This window comes from Haliea sp., from assembly GCF_040222615.1.
Taxonomy (GTDB): domain Bacteria; phylum Pseudomonadota; class Gammaproteobacteria; order Pseudomonadales; family Halieaceae; genus Haliea.
In genome coordinates this window covers 13,480-29,278 of the sequence record NZ_JAVKCQ010000048.1, presented here as the reverse complement: position 1 = coordinate 29,278, position 15,799 = coordinate 13,480, and the positions used below count along the sequence as shown (strand labels likewise).

Here is a 15,799-nt window from a genome sequence, read left to right as displayed (position 1 = left end):
ATTGTAAGCAGCCCGCGCCTGGCGTCAACACCGTGGCGACCGCTATCATGCGGCCAACCAGGATAAACCACCGTGGCCCTGCACATGCCCGTCCCCTGCCCAGCATTGACTGCGCTGAATCTGGCGCAACCCCAGTTGCGCGACCTGGCGTGGGCCTGTCTTGGACCGCCCCTGTTGCATCTGGAGACACTTCAACCCGGGAACGGCGTCACCGATGCCAGGCTGCCGCTCACAGCCGCCCGGGCGGCCTGGCTGCAAGAACTGGACCGGCAACCGCAGCCGCTCATCGACTGGCTGACGGCACAGCAGGCCACGCGCCTGGGCCTGTATTTTGAGCGCTTATGGTACTTTTTCCTGACCCACGACAGTGAAACCGAACTGCTCGCCCACAACCTGCCGGTACGCAGCGGAGGCCAGACCCTGGGAGAATTTGATTGCCTGTACTACTGTCGAGCCCGCGAGCAACCGGTGCATCTGGAGCTCGCGGTGAAGTTTTACCTTGGCTGGCGCCGCACTACCACGGGCGCAGAACAGAGTAGCGCCGCAGAGTGGCTGGGGCCCAACCCGGTGGACCGCCTCGACCTCAAACTGCAGCGCCTGCTGCAGCACCAGAGCCGACTCTCCCTGGATCCTGTCGGCAGCGCGTTGCTGGCGAGCCGGGGGCTGGCGCAGCCGCTGCGCGAGATCGCCCTGCGCGGCAGCCTGTTCCAGCCGGCCCATGACCGTCTGTCGCCACCGGCCGGCTACAACCCCGCCCTGCCTCTGCCGCACTGGTACACCTTGACCGACTGGCGCGCCCAGGCCGGGGCAGAGGAACGCTTCCTTGTCCTGCCGCGCCTGCGCTGGCTGTCCCCGCTGCTTCACAGCGCCGACACCCTGTCCCCGGAGGCGCTGTTTACACAGTTGCAGGAACGCTTTACCCGGGGCGGACGGCCCGCACTGGTGGTGCAGGTGAACGACCAGGGCGATGAGAGCCGGCGGTTTTTTCTCGCCGGCAACGACTGGCCCAGGGGCTAGTCTGGCTGCACCGGCAACCCCGCGACGCGGCGTCCCGCGAGGCGTCCGAAGAAGCTGCCATCACCCAGCGATATTCCGGAGCAGTAGCCCTCGCCCCAGCGCGGCAAACCACAGCTGGTACGCCCAGCCGCAAACAGGCCCGGCACCGGCTCGCCATCGGCATTCAGGACTTCGCCGCTGGGTCGTGTGAGCAGCCCGCCCAAGGTAAACCCGGTGGCGGGGTAATCATCGGCGCCAAAACTCAGGGCGGCAAAAGGCGGCTCGACCAGGGGTCGCATCCATTTTGCGTCCTTGTGCAGTACGGGATCCTCGCCGGCGGCGGCGTAGCGATTGTAGGACTCCACCGTATGCACCAGCTCGCCAGGCGGCAGACCCAGTTCCGCCTCCACCTCGGCCCAGGTTTCCCCCACCGCCGCGATGCGGATATCCGGGTTGAAGTCGGGCCGGGCGAAAATCCCGTTATCCATCAGCAGCCAGGCGCGGCCGTTGGGCTGGCGCATGACGTAGCGGGTGGCCCGGCCGTGGTAGACATCCTCGTTGATGAAGCGCTGGCCGCGCTCGTTGACGAAGATACCGAAGACCATGTTGTCGGGCGGGAAGGATGGCTTGGTGGCGAAGAATTCTTCCATGTGGCTCACCGCGCCGCCCACCGACATGCCCATGCGAATGCCGGAGCCGTCGTCATTGCCGCCGGAGGTCGGCTGCCCCGCCGCTTCCAGGGCCGCAGGCGCAAAACGCTGCAGCATCTCCCTGTTGCATATAAAGCCGCCCGCGCACAGGATCACGCCCTTGCGCGCGCGCAGATAGCGCACCTCGCCGTCGATGCGCGCGACTACACCGTGCACGGCGTCGACCCCATCCGCCACCAGGCACAGGGTGCGGGCGTTGTAGTGCGCTTCGGCGCCGGCCTCCAGCGCCCGGGCGGCGAAGGCGTCCATAACGATGCGGCCGGCACCCATGCCCTCCATCTGCGCCGCATGGGCTCGCGGCGCGGGTATGGCCGCGGACGAGAATGGCCAGGCAGCCTCGCTGCCGGACCAGATCAGGGTATCGTCCGTGACCGGCTCCAGCCATTTACCCGGCAGGAAAGTCCCCTTGAACGGTATGCCCTGGGCGCGGATCCACTCGAAGTGGTCGACCGCGCCATCGGCATACAGCCGTACTTTCTCCGGGTCCGCGCCCGGGCCACCGCTCAGCAGCAGGTACTTGAAGAGTTCATCCGGGCTGTCGTCGAAGCCGGCGGCGCGTTGCACAGAGGTACCCCCGCCGAGGTAGAACTCTCCGCCTGACAGGGCGGCGCTGCCGCCGTAGGTCCCGGCTACTTCGAGAATGGCAACCTGCGCCCCTGCGCTGGCCGCCTCAATCGCGGCGCAGGCCCCGGCGAGGCCGAAGCCAACCACAATAACATCGGTTTCACTGTCCCATTGCGGTACCTGGTCCAGGCGGCAGGGAGTGGCGGCGGAGAATCGGGGAGACACAGGCGGATTCCTCTCGTTACAGGCAGGTTGGCTACGGCAATATGTCGGTATCGGCCCGGTTTTGCAAAGTCCGGGCGGAACTGCCCGGCACCGGTTCAATATGTGATTCCAGCGAGCGCTTGTGCTACGGCGACCGGTCTGCCGCGAGCAGGGCTTCGAGGTGGGCCTGCGCACTTTCCGCCAGCGCCGCCAGGTCGTAGCCGCCCTCAAGCGAGGACAGCACCCGGCCACCGGCGCTAAGCGCAGCCTGCTCCGCAAGCTGGGCCGTTACCCAGGAGAAATCTTCCGCGACAAGTGCCATCCCCGCCAGCGGATCTGCCCGGTGGGCATCAAACCCCGCGGAAACCAGCACCAGTTCGGGAGCAAACGCCCTCAGCCGGGGCAGGCACTGTTCCCGGACCACGGCGCGGAACTGCGCACCATCACAGCCCGCCGGTAGCGGCAGATTGATGACATTGGGCGCGGCAGGGCCAGTACCTGAATACGGATACAGCGGGTGCTGGAAAGTGGAACAGAACAGGATGCGTTCGTCGCCCGCCACCACGTCTTCGGTACCGTTGCCGTGATGGACGTCGAAGTCGACGATGGCCACCCGCTGCAGGCCCCGGTGTTCCAGCGCATACAGGGCGGCAATGGCAATTGAACTGAACAGGCAAAAACCCATGGCCCGTTGCCGCTCGGCGTGATGCCCCGGCGGGCGCACGGCGCAGAAAGCCGCGCTGGCCTCGCCACCCAGCAACAGGTCCACCCCCAACACCGCCGCCCCGGCGGCCCGCCGGGCGGCGGCCAGGGAATGCGGGTTCATGCGGGTATCGGCGTCCAGCGGATAACTGCCCGTAGCGGGGCTGCTGGCCTGCAGACGGCGCAAATAGCTCTCGGGATGGGCGAGGCGCAGCTGGGCATCGGTGGCCAGCGGGGCCGCATGCTGCTGCAGCCGGGCAAGCAGCCCGCTTTGTTCCAGCCGGGCGTGAATGGCACGCAGGCGCGCAGGCTGTTCGGGGTGACCATCCCCCATGTCGTGTAGCAGGCAGTCGGGGTGGGATATGTACGCTATTGTCAAATAGACACTCTCCCGCCGTCACGGTAAAGGTTGAAGACGTCTCCCTGGCGGCGCTCGATGTCGCTGAATATCCGGGCGGCGAGTTGGCCGTAGTATCTCGTCAGTTCTGACTTGAGGGCGTTTTTTTCGGCCTCGATCGCAGCCAGCAGTTCCGCGCGCATGCGGGCGCGGTTGAGCGCCTCGTCGACCTCATTGACGGCCAGGTCAGTGGCCAGCCAGGCCGTACCGACCAGCGCCGGAATACAGGCCCAGGCCATGGGGCCACAGAGTGCCCCGGAGCCGCTGGCCTGGCCGGCGGTCGCCGCCTTGGCGCCCGTCCGCGCCGCCACTCCCGCGAGCAGCCGACGCATCCCCACGCGGCTGACCACAGCTGCTCCGAGTCCCGCAGCAACCCGCCTGCCAACGATTCCGGCGGCAGCCCCACCGCCTCCCCACGCGATTGGCGCCAGCCCTGCCAGGGATGTCTCAGGCGGTGGCAGGGCCAGACAATCCGCCCCGGCCAGCCAGTCCCGGACAAAGGCCTCCTGACCCGCGTAAGCTGCATGCACGCGGTCCTCGAGTTCCGTTGCCATACCGGGGCCAACCACACTGAGCGCGGGCGCTACCAGCCCGTGAACCTGTCGATCCACTTGCAGCCCGACCCTTTCCGACAGGGGAACCTCGGTCACCCCGGCGCCCAGTACCCAGGCCAGCTGCTGATATTGACCCCTGAGGCTGAAATTCCAGTCGAGGAAATCCTCGACGCCCTGACCGGCTAGCGCGTAGGCGGCGTCGATACGCTCTTCAACCATGCTGCTCATGGCCAGGTTAAAACCCTGTTCCTCGGCATGCAGGCGTTGCCGGGCAGCGGTGACCAGCCTGGCGTGCTCCTCACCGGCCAGAGTCCGGCAGGGATCGACGGCAGCTGCCGAAGGGCCCAGCTCAATACGGGTAACTGCCAGGTAGACAATGCCGGTGGTCGCCACCACCAGCGCAAACGCCAGCAGGGTGGCGCTGTCAGCGGCAGCCTGCCGGGGCCGCGTATCACGCCGCCCCGCCAGGGTGGTCGCCCCCAGCAGCACCATCCACACGGCACTCACCTTGAGCGCACTCCAGAGCAATACAGCTGTCCAGGCGGCCAGGTAAGCCCAGCGGCTGGTGCCGGACGCTGTAGTGGTCACCTGCATGAGGTGCCAGACCCCGGCGTCGAGGGCGTGGGCAACACCCAGCGCCTGGCCCAGCAGCGGTATCGGGGTTGTCGCCGCGCCGCGCTCGAAGCCACCGCGCAGCACGCCAGTCAAGTCCAAATCCCGCGTTGCCGGCACCTCCAGCCAGTACAGCTGCCACAAGGCCAGCCCCACAACCAAGAGCACAATGGTGGCGCGGCAGGCCCAGCGCAGTGCCAGCGGATAGTGGTACTGGGGGACCAGCTGGCTGCGCAACAGAGCGGAGGCGAGCGCAAACATCACCGCGAACAGAGGCACACTGGCCAACACCATAAGCCACTCTTCAGGCCTGATGGTAGCCACGTACAGCAGGGCAACAGCGGCCGCAGCCAGCGCCGTAACCACCAGCTTCAGGCGCAGCAGAAACCCCTGCCAGAACACCCGCCTGACCCAGCTTTCCCGCCGTGTCAGTGCGTTCAGATACGCGTGCCTCTGCAACAGGCGCAGCGGCTCCAGATACTGATAGATCACCCAGCCCAGCACCAACAGCACCAGCGGCAGGGTCAGCACGGTCATTTTCTGCAGCGGATAGGTATAGAGCACGGTGAGGGCAATGGCCATGCCCAGCAGCGCTGGTAGCGACAGCGTGTAGCCCCCGGCGGAGCCGGTTGCTTGACTGGCGGGGTGCCTCAGCTCAGCCACACAGCTCATCCGCCAGAGCCCGTGGCTCCCGATCGGCCAGAAACTGGTTGAAGGAACATCCCCCCGCTGCTGGCAGAGTTGCCGGGGTATTGATGCGGTAAATGCCGGACGCGATTTCATACACATTGGTACCGCTCTGGCTGTTGGTGATGTTCATGCCGTCGCTCCCGTTAAAGAACCATACCTTGGTTGATGAGCCTGCCCCAACAATAGTCAAGCCCGGCTGCCTGCGCTAACCTCACCACGAGGGGGCCGGCGAGCACGCTCACCCCGCAGTCAATGCACGGTACCAGACCGCCGGATCCACCCGATAATACTCCTTCAGCAGTGTGAACAGCTCGGGATGCCGTTCCCTCAGTTGATCCGGCAGCTCGAAAAAAGTTTCCGTCACCACCGCAAAGAACTCCGCCGGAGCGGTGGCGCCGTAGGGGTCCAGCAAGGTCTCCTCCCCGCGCTCGGCGGCGGCGACAAGGGACTCGTACTCCCGTGTCATTACCCGCACCCAGTGTTCCGACTCCGCGCGGGAAAGCACCGGTGTGCCGTTCTCGCTGCCGCTCTCGCTGTCGAGCTGGTGGGCGAATTCGTGGAGTACCACATTGAAGCCATCGTCGAAGTGGGCGAGGTCGCGATCGACGTCCTCCCAGGACAGTATGACCTTGCCCGCATCCCAGGACTCGCCCAGCAGTTCGCTGCTGACGACGCTGACCGTACCGTCCTCGTGCCACTCCTCGCCCTCGCGCACGAAGGCGCCGGGATAGACCAAAATATGATGCAGATGCGGGAAGCCCTCCGTATGCCGATTCAGCAGGAGAAGGCAAGCCTGGGCGGCGATGCACACCCGCATTTCCTCGCTGACATCCAGCCCACCACAACCGTGGAAGCGCTTGCTGGCGAGAAACAGGCGCAGCAGATCCTGCAACTGTCGGCGTTCCCGGTCGGCAAGACCGGCATAGGGTTCCAGTCGCCGCCGCAGCAGGGCATCCCAGGCGTCGGGGAAAGGCGCGGCCAACGCGCGGCGACGCCGCCGGGCGGGCAGGATAAAGATCAACACCGTCGCCAGTGCCACAATGCCTGCCACTGCCCACAGGGTCATGCCGCCGCAGCCCCAGTCAATTCCCCGTCCGCTCAGTAGCCGGCGTCGACGTCGACGCCACCCGCCAGTGGCTCACCGCGCATGAAACATTCCAGGTTGGCGAGGAACAGGGACAGCACTCTCTCGAGCGCCGCCGGCTCGCACCAGGAGATGTGCGGACTCAAGCTGACTCCAGGATGGGTGTACAACCAGTGAGCCGCAGGCACAGGCTCGGGTTCCGCGGTATCCAGATAGGCGTGGGCGACGATGCCCTCGTCGAGCGCCCAGCGCAGCGCATCGTGGTCAACCAGGCTGCCACGGGCAACATTGACCAGCCGCAATCCTGGCCTGGCGATGGCGAGCCGTCTGCGATCAAGCAGGTGGTGGGTAGATGCCGTGGCAGGTGCCGCCAACACCAGGTAATCACTGCTGGCCAACAGGGTTTCGATATCACCCGCACGCTGTATGCCCTCTGCCAGGGACCTGGGCGAGCGCACCAGGGCACTGACCGACATGTCAAACGCCAGCGCCCGCCGGGCCACGGCGCTACCTATAGCACCGAGACCCACCAGGCCCAGTTGCTTGCCCGCCAGGACATCGAGCGAGGCGAAATACCAGTGCGCGGGAGGGCTGGTTACCCAGCTCGCGGGCAGCTGCTTGGCGTCTGCCAGCAACATTGCCAGCACCCATTCGGCGATCGCGGTTGCGGTGGAACCGCGGGAGCAGGTCAGCGCGCGATCACCCACAAGATGCAGGGGAAAGCCGTCCACACCGGTGCCGTAGAGGTGAATCCAGCGAACACCCACCGCCGGCGCCAGCAGTGCCTCAAGGTGGGGACCCGGGATCCCAGTAGTGAACAGGGCATCGCCGGTCATTCCTTCCGGCACCCCACTCTCGTTGTCAACCTGCACCAGCTCCACACCCGGCACAGTGGCTGCAATCCGGGCCTGCAACTCCGGCAGCTGCAGATCTGTCAGCAATCGCATGAATCTTGTTTCTCCTTCCCTTGACTGGGCACCAGTGTAGCCCAAGCCGCCCGCCCGGTGGCGACTCGTCAGCAGACAGCGCGAGTGCTAAGGTTAATCCACTGTCAGCCACCACATGCACTGAGGGAACGCCGGTGAAACATTGTCTGTCGCAGCTCACACTGCTAGCCGGGGTGCTGCTGGTCACGGCCTGTGCAGAGAAACCAGCGCCGCCAGAAGAGCCGGCCGCCATTTCTGCCCAGCAGTTGTCCGAACACGTCAGGGTGCTGGCGTCGGATGAATTCGGCGGCCGGGCGCCCGGCACCCCGGGCGAGGAGAGGACGGTCGCCTATCTGATTGAGCAGTTTCAGACCATGGGTATCGAACCCGGCGGTCCCGGTGGCAGCTGGACCCAGACGGTACCGATGATTCACACCCTGCTCGACGAACAGGGCAGCCTGATGGTCCACCACGGGGAAGACAGCTACCCGCTGCTGCAGGCCGAGGACATTGAGGTCAGCACGGTGCGCGCGGACCCTGCGCTGTTGGTCGAGCGGGCACCGCTGGTATTTGTCGGCTTTGGCGTGTCGGCACCGGAGCGTGACTGGGATGACTTCGGCGACATCGATCTCACCGGCAAGATCGCCCTGTTCCTGGTCAACGACCCGGACTTCGCCGCGACCGCGGAGGAACCGGTTGCAGGCCGCTTCGGCAACCGCCGCATGACCTACTACGGCCGCTGGGCCTACAAGTTCGAGGAAGCGGCCCGACGCGGCGCGCTGGGCGCACTGGTCATCCATGAAACCAGGGCTGCCGGCTATGGCTGGAGCGTGGCCGCCTCGTCCCCGGGAGAGAACTATGCACTCGCGAACGTGGGCGAGACACCTGTGGCCTTGCAGGGCTGGATCCACGGTGATGCCGCCGCACGCCTGCTGGCCACTGCCGGCCATGACCTGGACCAGCTGAGGGTCGTCGCGCGCCACCCCGACTTTAGCGCCTTTGAACTGGAGGACACGAGTTTCAGCGCCGACTTCCAGGTGCAGGTCAGGCAAATCGACAGTGAAAACGTGCTCGGGCTACTGCCCGGCAGTACCCATCCCGGGGAGATCCTGATGGTGGCCGCACACTGGGACTCCTACGGCCAGGGAGTACCGGACGCCGACGGCCGCACCGTGCGCCCGGGCGCCAACGACGATGCGCTGGGTACCGCCGGGGTGCTGGAACTGGCCAGGGTTCTCAAGGCGGGGCCGCCGCTGCAGCGCAGCGTGGTGTTCGCCCTGTGGACTGCGGAGGAAAGCGGCCTGCTTGGGTCCAGGGCCTACGCCGAAGATCCCGTCTATCCGCTGGCAACCACCGTGGCCAATTTCACCCTCGACATCCTGCAAACTGCCGGTCTCGCCCGGGACGTCATTCTGGTGGGTGAAGGCCAGAGCGAACTGGAGGACGACCTGGCGCGGGTGGCCGCCAGCCAGGACCGTGTCGTCACGCCGGAAAATCTGCCAGAGAACGGCCTGTTTTACCGCGCCGACCACTTTTCAATGGCACGGGGCGGTGTGCCGGTATTGCTGATCATGGCCATCGCCGGCGGCAATGACCTGGTGGATGGCGGTCGAGCGGCGGGCGACCAGTGGGTCGCCGATTACGTCGGCAACTGCTATCACCAGACCTGCGACGCCTGGGATCCGGACTGGAACCTGGCCGGCGCAATCCAGGACATCGAACTGTTCCAGCTGCTGATTGAGGACCTGGGCGACTCCCGGCGCTGGCCGGAGTGGAAACCCGGGTCCGAGTTCAAAGCCGTACGGGACGCCAGTAGCACTGCCAGGAGATAGCCAACATGAACGCAATTGATCACTTCGCCGTCATTGTCGCCGCCCTGTCGGCATTCCTTGTCGGCGGCCTCTGGTACTCGCCGCTGCTGTTCGCAAGGCCCTGGATGGCCGCCGCGGGTATCACTGAAGAGCAAACCCGCCAGGCGAATATGGCCAGGGTCTTTGGAATATCCTTTGTGTGGGTCCTCCTGGGGGCCTACGTGTTCGCCATGTTCCTGGGGCCGGCGCCATCGCTGGCACTGGGAGCGGGCGCCGGCCTCGCCGTGGGACTGTTCTGGGTGGCCGGCTCCTTCGCCGTGAACTACCAGTTCGAGCAGCGTCCGCTAAAGCTGCTGTTAATCAATGGCGGCTACCATACCGTGCAGTACGCGGTGATTGGGCTGGTGCTGGCGGCCTGGCCGTGAAGTCGACCCCCAGCGGCGTGCAGTATGCCGACATGCGCGGCAAAATTGCCCTGGTCACCGGCGCGGCCTCCGGTATTGGCGAAGCCTGCAGCCGCCAGTTCGCCGCCCAGGGATGCCGCCTGCTGCTGCTGGACCGGGACGTTGACAGGCTGAAGATGCTGGCGGCGGAGCTGGACGCCAGAGTCGTCGCCGGTGATGTCACCGACGAAGACACCGTGGAACGCGCCGTGGCTGCCTGCCAGGCTCATCTCGGCGGTCTGGACTATGCGGTCAACAGCGCCGGGGTGGCGGGCAGGCCTGCCGCACTTGACGACACCACACTGGAAGAGTGGCAGCGGGTGACAGGTATCAACCTCACCGGCGTATTCCTTTGTCTGAAACACCAGCTGCGAACGATGAAGGCGGCAGGTAAAGGCGCAATTGTCAGCATTGCCTCGGGGGCGGGCCTTATCGGAACGCCCTACCTGGCTCCCTATTGCGCCAGCAAGCACGCGGTTCTGGGCCTGACCAAGACCGCTGCGATGGAGGTGGCGAGCAGCGGCGTGCGGGTTAACGCGGTGCTGCCCGGCTCCACCCGCACCCCGATGCTGGAGGACTCCATGCGCCAGGGCCCCGAGCTGGAGGCGATGATTCTCAACAGTATTCCCTGTGGCCGGCTGGGGACCGCGGATGAAATTGCAGCGGCCGCACTGTGGCTCTGCAGCGCGCAGGCGTCCTATGTCAACGGCCATTCCCTGGTAGTGGATGGCGCCACCATTGCCCGTTGAATTGTACCAACCCACTCCAAGGAGCTCCCGTGACCCAGTTCGACTATGTGAAGACCCGCCGCGAGGACGTAGACCCGATTCCCAACCAGTCACTGGTAAAGGTCTTCATGCGCTGGTTTACGCGCCTCAATGTCTGGGTGTTCAAACTCAGCCGGGGCAGGCTGATGAAAAATTTCCCGGGCGGCCACCCCATCTGCGTGGTCGGCACCACCGGCCGCAAATCAGGAAAGCGCCGCGAGATCGCCCTGATTCACCTGCCCTGGAGGGACGGCATCCTGCTGGTGGCATCACAGGGCGGGATGGAGACCAACCCGGTGTGGTACTACAATATCAAGGCTAACCCGGACATTGATGTCATGGTCGGCGGTCAGCATCGGCACATGGTCGCGCGCCAGGCCAGCGAAGAAGAAAAGCGGGAACTGTGGCCGCACCTGCTGAGCCTGTACCCCGACTTTGATGAATACCAGGCGCGGACCGATCGCGATATCCCGGTTTTCATTTGCATGCCACGATAGACACTATTGGCCAGCTGGTTACCGCGCTCAGGAGAAATGCACATGAATACCCAGGCAAGCACCCTGCAGACCGTGTGCCCCCATTGCGGCACCATCAATCGCATTGAGCAAACCCGACTGGTCCAGAAACCAAACTGTGGGCGCTGCCATCAGGCACTTTTTAGCGGCGCGCCACTGGCTGCGGATGACGCCCTGTTCAGCCGCTTGCTGGCCAAGGAGGAGCTGCCACTGGTGGTGGATTTCTGGGCCGCGTGGTGCGGCCCGTGCAAGATGATGGCCCCGATCTTTGCCGCAACCGCGGCCAGCCTGGAGCCCCGGGCCAGGTTCGTGAAAGTGGACACAGAGGTGGCACAGCAGACCGCGGCCGCGTTCAATATTCGCAGCATCCCCACACTGGCAATCTTTCATCGCGGCAAACAGCTAGTCCAACAGGCGGGCGCCCTGCCCCAGCAGCAGTTCAGCGCGTGGGTCCTGCAGAACCTGCCGCGCTGACATCAGCGCCACAACATCACACACTGTCCAGCCGTCCACGCAATTCCGCGTCGTCCACCCCGGTTACCTCAACGACCTTGTGCTGCGAAGTACTTCCCGAGACCACTTTCACCGAACCGGCGGGCAGGTTTATGGCTGCGCAGAGCAACGCCTCGACTGCCGCGTTGGCCCTGCCTTTCTCGGGAGGCTGGGAGACCCTGACCTTGAGGCAGTCGCCTAGCCAGCCAGCAATCCCGGTTCGGGACGCGCCCGGCACAACTTTAATCTTCAATCTCGCTGTTACAGCGCGGGGGCTTTTCATGGCTGCCTGTGTCCCTTCAGTGGAGTGTAGAGAGGGCTATTCCAGTCGTGCCGGAGTATTTTATGATGATTACAACTCTATTGCCCGGATTCGCTATATAACTCACCATGGGGCGCAAACGGCACAGTATCTTACCGGAATGCAGCACCCGCCAGCAGCGATGAGGACCAGCCCATGCGAGTAGTGAACGGATTCATCGCCGTCGCACTGTGTTGCCTGCTGTCCGGCCCCGCCCTCGCCGCCAGGATCCATGTCGCCGTTGCGGCGAATTTCAGCGCTGCGATGCGAGACATTGCGCCTCAGTTTGAGCAATCAACCGGGCATGAGCTGCTACTGTCTTTCGGCTCGTCGGGGAAGATTTTTGCCCAGATTCAACACGGCGCACCGTTTCAGGTATTCCTGTCGGCTGACCAGGAGAAGCCAGAGGCGCTGGAACAGGCGGGCCTGGGCGTGCCCGGGAGCCGCTTCACCTACGCGGTCGGCGCCCTCGCGCTCTGGTCAGCCACCCCCGGCTTCGTCGACGATACCCCAACCCGCCTGATCAGCGGCAACTTCAATAAACTGGCCCTGGCCAATCCGAAACTGGCACCTTACGGTGTAGCCGCGGTGGAAGTACTGGCAGCACTGCAGCTGAAACAGGTCACGGAGCCCAGCTGGGTGATGGGAGAAAATGTTGCCCAGACCTACCAGTTTGTGGCCACCGGTAACGCCGACCTTGGATTTGTCGCGCTGTCGCAAATCATGCACCGGGGCCGGATCAAAAAAGGTTCCAGCTGGCTCGTGCCTCCTGAACTCTACAGCCCGATTCGCCAGGACGCCGTGCTGTTACAAAACGCCGCTGACAGCGAGGCGGCCAAAGCCCTGCTGGATTACCTGCGCAGCGATGAAATCCGGGGCATCATTCATGCACACGGCTACGCCACCAAGTAAGGCGCGAACATGATCTCCGAAGCAGACCTTGCGGCTATCTGGCTGACGCTCAAACTGGCGACCACCGTGACGATACTGCTGTTGCTTATCGGCACACCCATCGCCTGGTGGCTGGCGCGCACACGCTCCTGGTGGAAAGGCCCTGTGGGCGCGGTCGTTGCGCTGCCACTGGTACTGCCGCCGACCGTGCTCGGGTTTTATCTGTTGGTTGCGATGGGGCCCAACGGCTTCGTCGGCGAGCTGACCCAGAGCCTGGGCCTCGGGACACTGCCCTTTACCTTCTGGGGCCTGGTGGTGGGATCCCTGTTCTATTCGCTGCCGTTCGTGGTGCAGCCGATTCAAAACGCGATGGAAGCGCTGGGCCAGCGACCACTGGAGGTAGCGGCAACGCTGCGCGCCGGTCCCTGGGATCGCTTTTTCACCGTGGTGTTGCCGCTGGCGAGACCGGGCTTTGTCACCGCCGCCGTGCTGGGCTTTGCCCACACCGTCGGCGAGTTCGGCGTGGTGTTGATGATCGGGGGCAACATTCCGGGAGAAACCCGGGTTGTGTCGGTGCAGATCTATGACCATGTGGAGGCCCTGGAGTATGCCCAGGCCCACGTACTCGCCGGCGGCATGCTGGCCTTTTCATTTTTCGTGCTACTCGGGCTCTACGGGTTTCAGCGCAAATACCCAGCATGGGGTTTGCGCTAGTGAGCACCACGGCGGGTTGTCCGGTGAACGGGGGCGCGAGTGACCTGCAGGCGCAATTCCGGCTGCGCCACCCCGGCGCGCACTCCTCCACTTTTACGCTGGACGTTGACCTGACCCTGCCGGGCAAGGGCATCACGGCCATTTTCGGCCACTCGGGTTCCGGCAAGACCACGCTGCTGCGCTGCGTCGCCGGCTTGGAACGCCCCGAACAGGGCCGCCTGACGGTCAATGGCGAAACCTGGCAGGACAAGGGGCTGTTTTTGCCGACCCACAGACGGCCGCTGGGTTACGTCTTCCAGGAGTCCAGCCTGTTTCCCCACCTGACGGCGCAAGGGAACCTGGATTACGCCACCGCTCGCTGCCGCGCTGCATGCTCGAAGAGTTTGTATGACCAGGTGATCGCGCTGATGGGTATCGAGGGAATCCTGCACCGCCATCCCGCCCAACTGTCCGGCGGCGAGCGACAGCGGGTTTCTATCGCCAGGGCCCTGTTGATTCAACCCCGCCTGTTGCTGATGGACGAGCCGTTGGCTTCGCTCGATTTCGCCAGAAAACAGGAAATTCTCCCCTATCTGGAAAAACTGAAATCCACCTTTGATATGCCAATCCTCTACGTCAGCCACTCCCTGGACGAAGTGGCGCGCCTCGCCGACCAGGTGGTGCTGCTGGAGCAGGGTCGGGCCATCGCCCAGGGTGCCGCTGCCGAGCTCTTTTCCCGCATCGATTTACCCTGGCCCAGTGGCAACGAGTTCGGCGTGGTCTGGCAGGGCGAAGTGGTGGAACGCAATGAACAGTGGCATCTGGCCCGGCTGGTCTGCCAGGGTAGCGAGCTGTGGGTGCGGGACGCCGGCGAAGCGCTGGGCCAGCAGGTCAGGGTACGAATACTGGCCCGCGATGTCAGCCTGGCCCTGGCCTGCCACGAGGACTCCAGCATTCTCAACCGGCTCCCCGTGACCGTCGAGGACATCGCCCCGGACAGGGATGACGCCATGGCGCTGGTGCGTTTACGCGCCGGCAGCAACCATGTGATTGCCCGCATCACCTACCGGTCCATCGATCATTTACAGCTCCTGCCGGGAAAGCAGCTCTGGGCGCAAATCAAGTCCGTGGCCATTGTGCGCTAGCTGGCTGCGCAGCCGTTGAGGTGAATGCTGTCAGGCTTCATAAGCCAGCCGCACTTCACGGGCGATCAGCTCCACGCCTCGCTTCACCGCTTCTGCGTCCTGTGCATAGGACACTCGCAGGCACTCATGCTTGTGTGCCCATTCGTCGATGCCGACAAAGAAGTTGTGACCCGGCACAACCAGAACGCCCCGCTGCTTGAGCCGCTGATACAGTTCCTGGCTGGAAATCGGCAGCCCCTCGAACCAGAGCCAGAGGAATATTGCACCTTCCGGCTTGTGGATACGGTAGGGCAGCCCCGCCAGCGCACTGCGGAACCACTGTACCGTCTGCGCCGAGCGCTGGCGATAAAACGGCGTGACGTAGTCCCGGGTGAGCGACAGGATCTCGCCAGTCTCAAACAGGGCTTTTGCCAAGGCCGGGCCCAGCGTGCCACAGGCGAGGCTGACGATGGTATTGGCATTGGTATAAGCCTGGATGATCTCTTCGCGCGCCACGATAATCCCGGTGCGCACGCCGGGCAGTCCCAGCTTGGACAGGCTCAGCGCCAGGATCGTGTTGTTATTCCAGTGCGGCTGGGCCGCCTCGAACAGGATATTCGGAAACGGCAGGCCATAGGCGCCGTCAATGATCAGGGGAATACCTTGCGCCGCCGCGATCTCGTCCAGGTGCGCAATCTCGCCGTCCGTCAACACATTGCCGGTCGGGTTGGTTGGCCTCGATACACACAGCGCACCGACATCGTCTTCCGGCTTCAACCGGGAAAAGTCGACGTGATACTTGAACAAATGGTCGTCCAGGAGTTCGATCGCCGGCCGGGTAGCGCTGAAAAAATCTTCGCTAAGGCCAATGTCGGCATAACCGATATATTCCGGGGCCAGGGGCAGGTGGATGCGCCGATGACTGCCGTCGGGCATGGTGCCGGCAAACAGATTGTAGAGCACAAAGAACGCCGACTGGCTGCCATTGCTGACGGCGATATTCTGCTCGCCCAGGTCCCAGCCGAATTGCCTGTTCAGGAACGCCGCCACCTGCTGGCGAAACCCGCGATCCCCCTGGGGGGACTGGTAAATACCAAACAGGCTGTGGCGCCGGGCCGGGTCAGACATGATCTGCTCCAGCCGCTGCTGGAAAATGGCCTCGACTTCCGGCAGCCGACCGGGGTTGCCGCCGCCCATGAAAATCATCTCGGGATTCTCGTTCAGGGCCTCACCGAGATCCGTCATCAGTTCGACAATGCCTGATTGCCCTGCGAACTTCTCGCCAAAAGCCGATAACTGCATGCCTGTTCTCCCTAAGCTGGC

At 64.4% G+C, this 15,799-nt stretch carries 17 protein-coding genes; 9 read left to right on the top strand and 8 right to left on the bottom strand.

What is annotated here, in order from left to right; all coding sequences use genetic code 11:
• Positions 1–72 precede the first annotated feature (72 nt).
• Positions 73–1,017 (top strand): DUF1853 family protein, encoded by a 945-nt coding sequence (locus tag RJQ10_RS04475; protein WP_350144036.1) that lies wholly within the window; start codon positions 73–75, stop codon positions 1,015–1,017.
• Here the strand turns inward: RJQ10_RS04475 and RJQ10_RS04470 are convergent.
• The 6 genes from RJQ10_RS04470 to RJQ10_RS04445 form a co-directional block, all read right to left on the bottom strand.
• On the bottom strand, positions 1,014–2,495 hold the full coding sequence (locus tag RJQ10_RS04470) for an FAD-dependent oxidoreductase (RefSeq protein ID WP_350144034.1): 1,482 nt from the start codon (positions 2,493–2,495) through the stop codon (positions 1,014–1,016). The two genes, RJQ10_RS04475 and RJQ10_RS04470, sit on opposite strands and share 4 nt — an antisense overlap.
• Positions 2,496–2,619: 124 nt before the next feature.
• A complete protein-coding gene (locus RJQ10_RS04465; RefSeq protein WP_350144032.1) occupies positions 2,620–3,555 on the bottom strand; it encodes a histone deacetylase family protein in 936 nt (311 codons plus the stop codon).
• The gene (locus RJQ10_RS04460) at positions 3,552–5,402 is read right to left on the bottom strand and encodes a hypothetical protein (RefSeq protein WP_350144030.1); all 1,851 of its coding nucleotides are present in this window, start codon (positions 5,400–5,402) and stop codon (positions 3,552–3,554) included. Before RJQ10_RS04460 ends, RJQ10_RS04465 begins: the two co-directional genes overlap by 4 nt.
• Entirely contained in the window at positions 5,395–5,559 is a 165-nt protein-coding gene (locus tag RJQ10_RS04455; protein WP_350144028.1) for a hypothetical protein, read from the bottom strand. The genes RJQ10_RS04460 and RJQ10_RS04455 overlap by 8 nt, the downstream gene beginning before the upstream one ends.
• 108 nt (positions 5,560–5,667) lie before the next feature.
• Positions 5,668–6,495 carry a M90 family metallopeptidase gene (locus RJQ10_RS04450; RefSeq protein ID WP_350144026.1) on the bottom strand — a complete coding sequence of 276 codons (828 nt, stop codon included), beginning with the start codon at positions 6,493–6,495 and terminating at the stop codon, positions 5,668–5,670.
• Positions 6,496–6,527: 32 nt separating this feature from the next.
• Positions 6,528–7,460 (bottom strand): NAD(P)-dependent oxidoreductase, encoded by a 933-nt coding sequence (locus RJQ10_RS04445; protein WP_350144024.1) that lies wholly within the window; start codon positions 7,458–7,460, stop codon positions 6,528–6,530.
• A gap of 134 nt (positions 7,461–7,594) precedes the next feature.
• Between RJQ10_RS04445 and RJQ10_RS04440 the strand changes: the two genes are divergently transcribed.
• Genes RJQ10_RS04440 through trxC form a run of 5 tightly spaced genes read left to right on the top strand, consistent with a single transcriptional unit; the run spans position 7,595 to position 11,449 of the window.
• The gene (locus RJQ10_RS04440) at positions 7,595–9,271 is read left to right on the top strand and encodes a M20/M25/M40 family metallo-hydrolase (protein ID WP_350144022.1); all 1,677 of its coding nucleotides are present in this window, start codon (positions 7,595–7,597) and stop codon (positions 9,269–9,271) included.
• A 5-nt stretch (positions 9,272–9,276) separates the two neighbouring features.
• The gene (locus tag RJQ10_RS04435) at positions 9,277–9,675 is read left to right on the top strand and encodes a DUF1761 domain-containing protein (RefSeq protein WP_350144020.1); all 399 of its coding nucleotides are present in this window, start codon (positions 9,277–9,279) and stop codon (positions 9,673–9,675) included.
• Entirely contained in the window at positions 9,672–10,442 is a 771-nt protein-coding gene (locus tag RJQ10_RS04430; RefSeq protein ID WP_350144018.1) for an SDR family NAD(P)-dependent oxidoreductase, read from the top strand. Before RJQ10_RS04435 ends, RJQ10_RS04430 begins: the two co-directional genes overlap by 4 nt.
• Before the next feature lie 29 nt (positions 10,443–10,471).
• A complete protein-coding gene (locus RJQ10_RS04425) occupies positions 10,472–10,957 on the top strand; it encodes a nitroreductase family deazaflavin-dependent oxidoreductase (RefSeq protein WP_350144016.1) in 486 nt (161 codons plus the stop codon).
• A gap of 42 nt (positions 10,958–10,999) precedes the next feature.
• The gene (gene trxC / locus RJQ10_RS04420) at positions 11,000–11,449 is read left to right on the top strand and encodes a thioredoxin TrxC (protein ID WP_350144014.1); all 450 of its coding nucleotides are present in this window, start codon (positions 11,000–11,002) and stop codon (positions 11,447–11,449) included.
• Between the two features lie 16 nt (positions 11,450–11,465).
• Here trxC and RJQ10_RS04415 read toward each other — a convergent pair whose 3' ends face one another.
• Positions 11,466–11,720 carry a DUF167 domain-containing protein gene (locus RJQ10_RS04415; protein ID WP_350144013.1) on the bottom strand — a complete coding sequence of 85 codons (255 nt, stop codon included), beginning with the start codon at positions 11,718–11,720 and terminating at the stop codon, positions 11,466–11,468.
• Between the two features lie 204 nt (positions 11,721–11,924).
• Here RJQ10_RS04415 and modA point away from each other — a divergent pair, with 204 nt between their 5' ends.
• Genes modA through modC form a run of 3 tightly spaced genes read left to right on the top strand, consistent with a single transcriptional unit; the run spans position 11,925 to position 14,497 of the window.
• Positions 11,925–12,680 carry a molybdate ABC transporter substrate-binding protein gene (modA, locus tag RJQ10_RS04410; RefSeq protein ID WP_350144011.1) on the top strand — a complete coding sequence of 252 codons (756 nt, stop codon included), beginning with the start codon at positions 11,925–11,927 and terminating at the stop codon, positions 12,678–12,680.
• A gap of 9 nt (positions 12,681–12,689) precedes the next feature.
• On the top strand, positions 12,690–13,373 hold the full coding sequence (gene modB / locus RJQ10_RS04405) for a molybdate ABC transporter permease subunit (protein ID WP_350144009.1): 684 nt from the start codon (positions 12,690–12,692) through the stop codon (positions 13,371–13,373).
• Positions 13,358–14,497: a molybdenum ABC transporter ATP-binding protein gene (gene modC / locus RJQ10_RS04400; RefSeq protein ID WP_350144007.1), complete on the top strand. Its 1,140-nt coding sequence runs from the start codon at positions 13,358–13,360 to the stop codon at positions 14,495–14,497. Before modB ends, modC begins: the two co-directional genes overlap by 16 nt.
• 30 nt (positions 14,498–14,527) lie before the next feature.
• Here the strand turns inward: modC and RJQ10_RS04395 are convergent, their stop codons facing one another.
• The gene (locus RJQ10_RS04395) at positions 14,528–15,778 is read right to left on the bottom strand and encodes a valine--pyruvate transaminase (RefSeq protein WP_350144005.1); all 1,251 of its coding nucleotides are present in this window, start codon (positions 15,776–15,778) and stop codon (positions 14,528–14,530) included.
• Positions 15,779–15,799: the final 21 nt, after the last annotated feature.

Bases quoted from the DNA above. Each gene is read 5' to 3' on its own strand.
- RJQ10_RS04445 (WP_350144024.1), bottom strand. From the start codon at position 7,460: ATGCGATTGCTGACAGATCTGCAGCTGCCGGAGTTGCAGGCCCGGATT.
- RJQ10_RS04435 (WP_350144020.1), top strand. From the start codon at position 9,277: ATGAACGCAATTGATCACTTCGCCGTCATTGTCGCCGCCCTGTCGGCA.
- modC (WP_350144007.1), top strand. From the start codon at position 13,358: ATGGGGTTTGCGCTAGTGAGCACCACGGCGGGTTGTCCGGTGAACGGG.
- modA (WP_350144011.1), top strand. From the start codon at position 11,925: ATGCGAGTAGTGAACGGATTCATCGCCGTCGCACTGTGTTGCCTGCTG.
- RJQ10_RS04450 (WP_350144026.1), bottom strand. From the start codon at position 6,495: ATGACCCTGTGGGCAGTGGCAGGCATTGTGGCACTGGCGACGGTGTTG.
- modB (WP_350144009.1), top strand. From the start codon at position 12,690: ATGATCTCCGAAGCAGACCTTGCGGCTATCTGGCTGACGCTCAAACTG.
- trxC (WP_350144014.1), top strand. From the start codon at position 11,000: ATGAATACCCAGGCAAGCACCCTGCAGACCGTGTGCCCCCATTGCGGC.
- RJQ10_RS04455 (WP_350144028.1), bottom strand. From the start codon at position 5,559: ATGAACATCACCAACAGCCAGAGCGGTACCAATGTGTATGAAATCGCG.
- RJQ10_RS04395 (WP_350144005.1), bottom strand. From the start codon at position 15,778: ATGCAGTTATCGGCTTTTGGCGAGAAGTTCGCAGGGCAATCAGGCATT.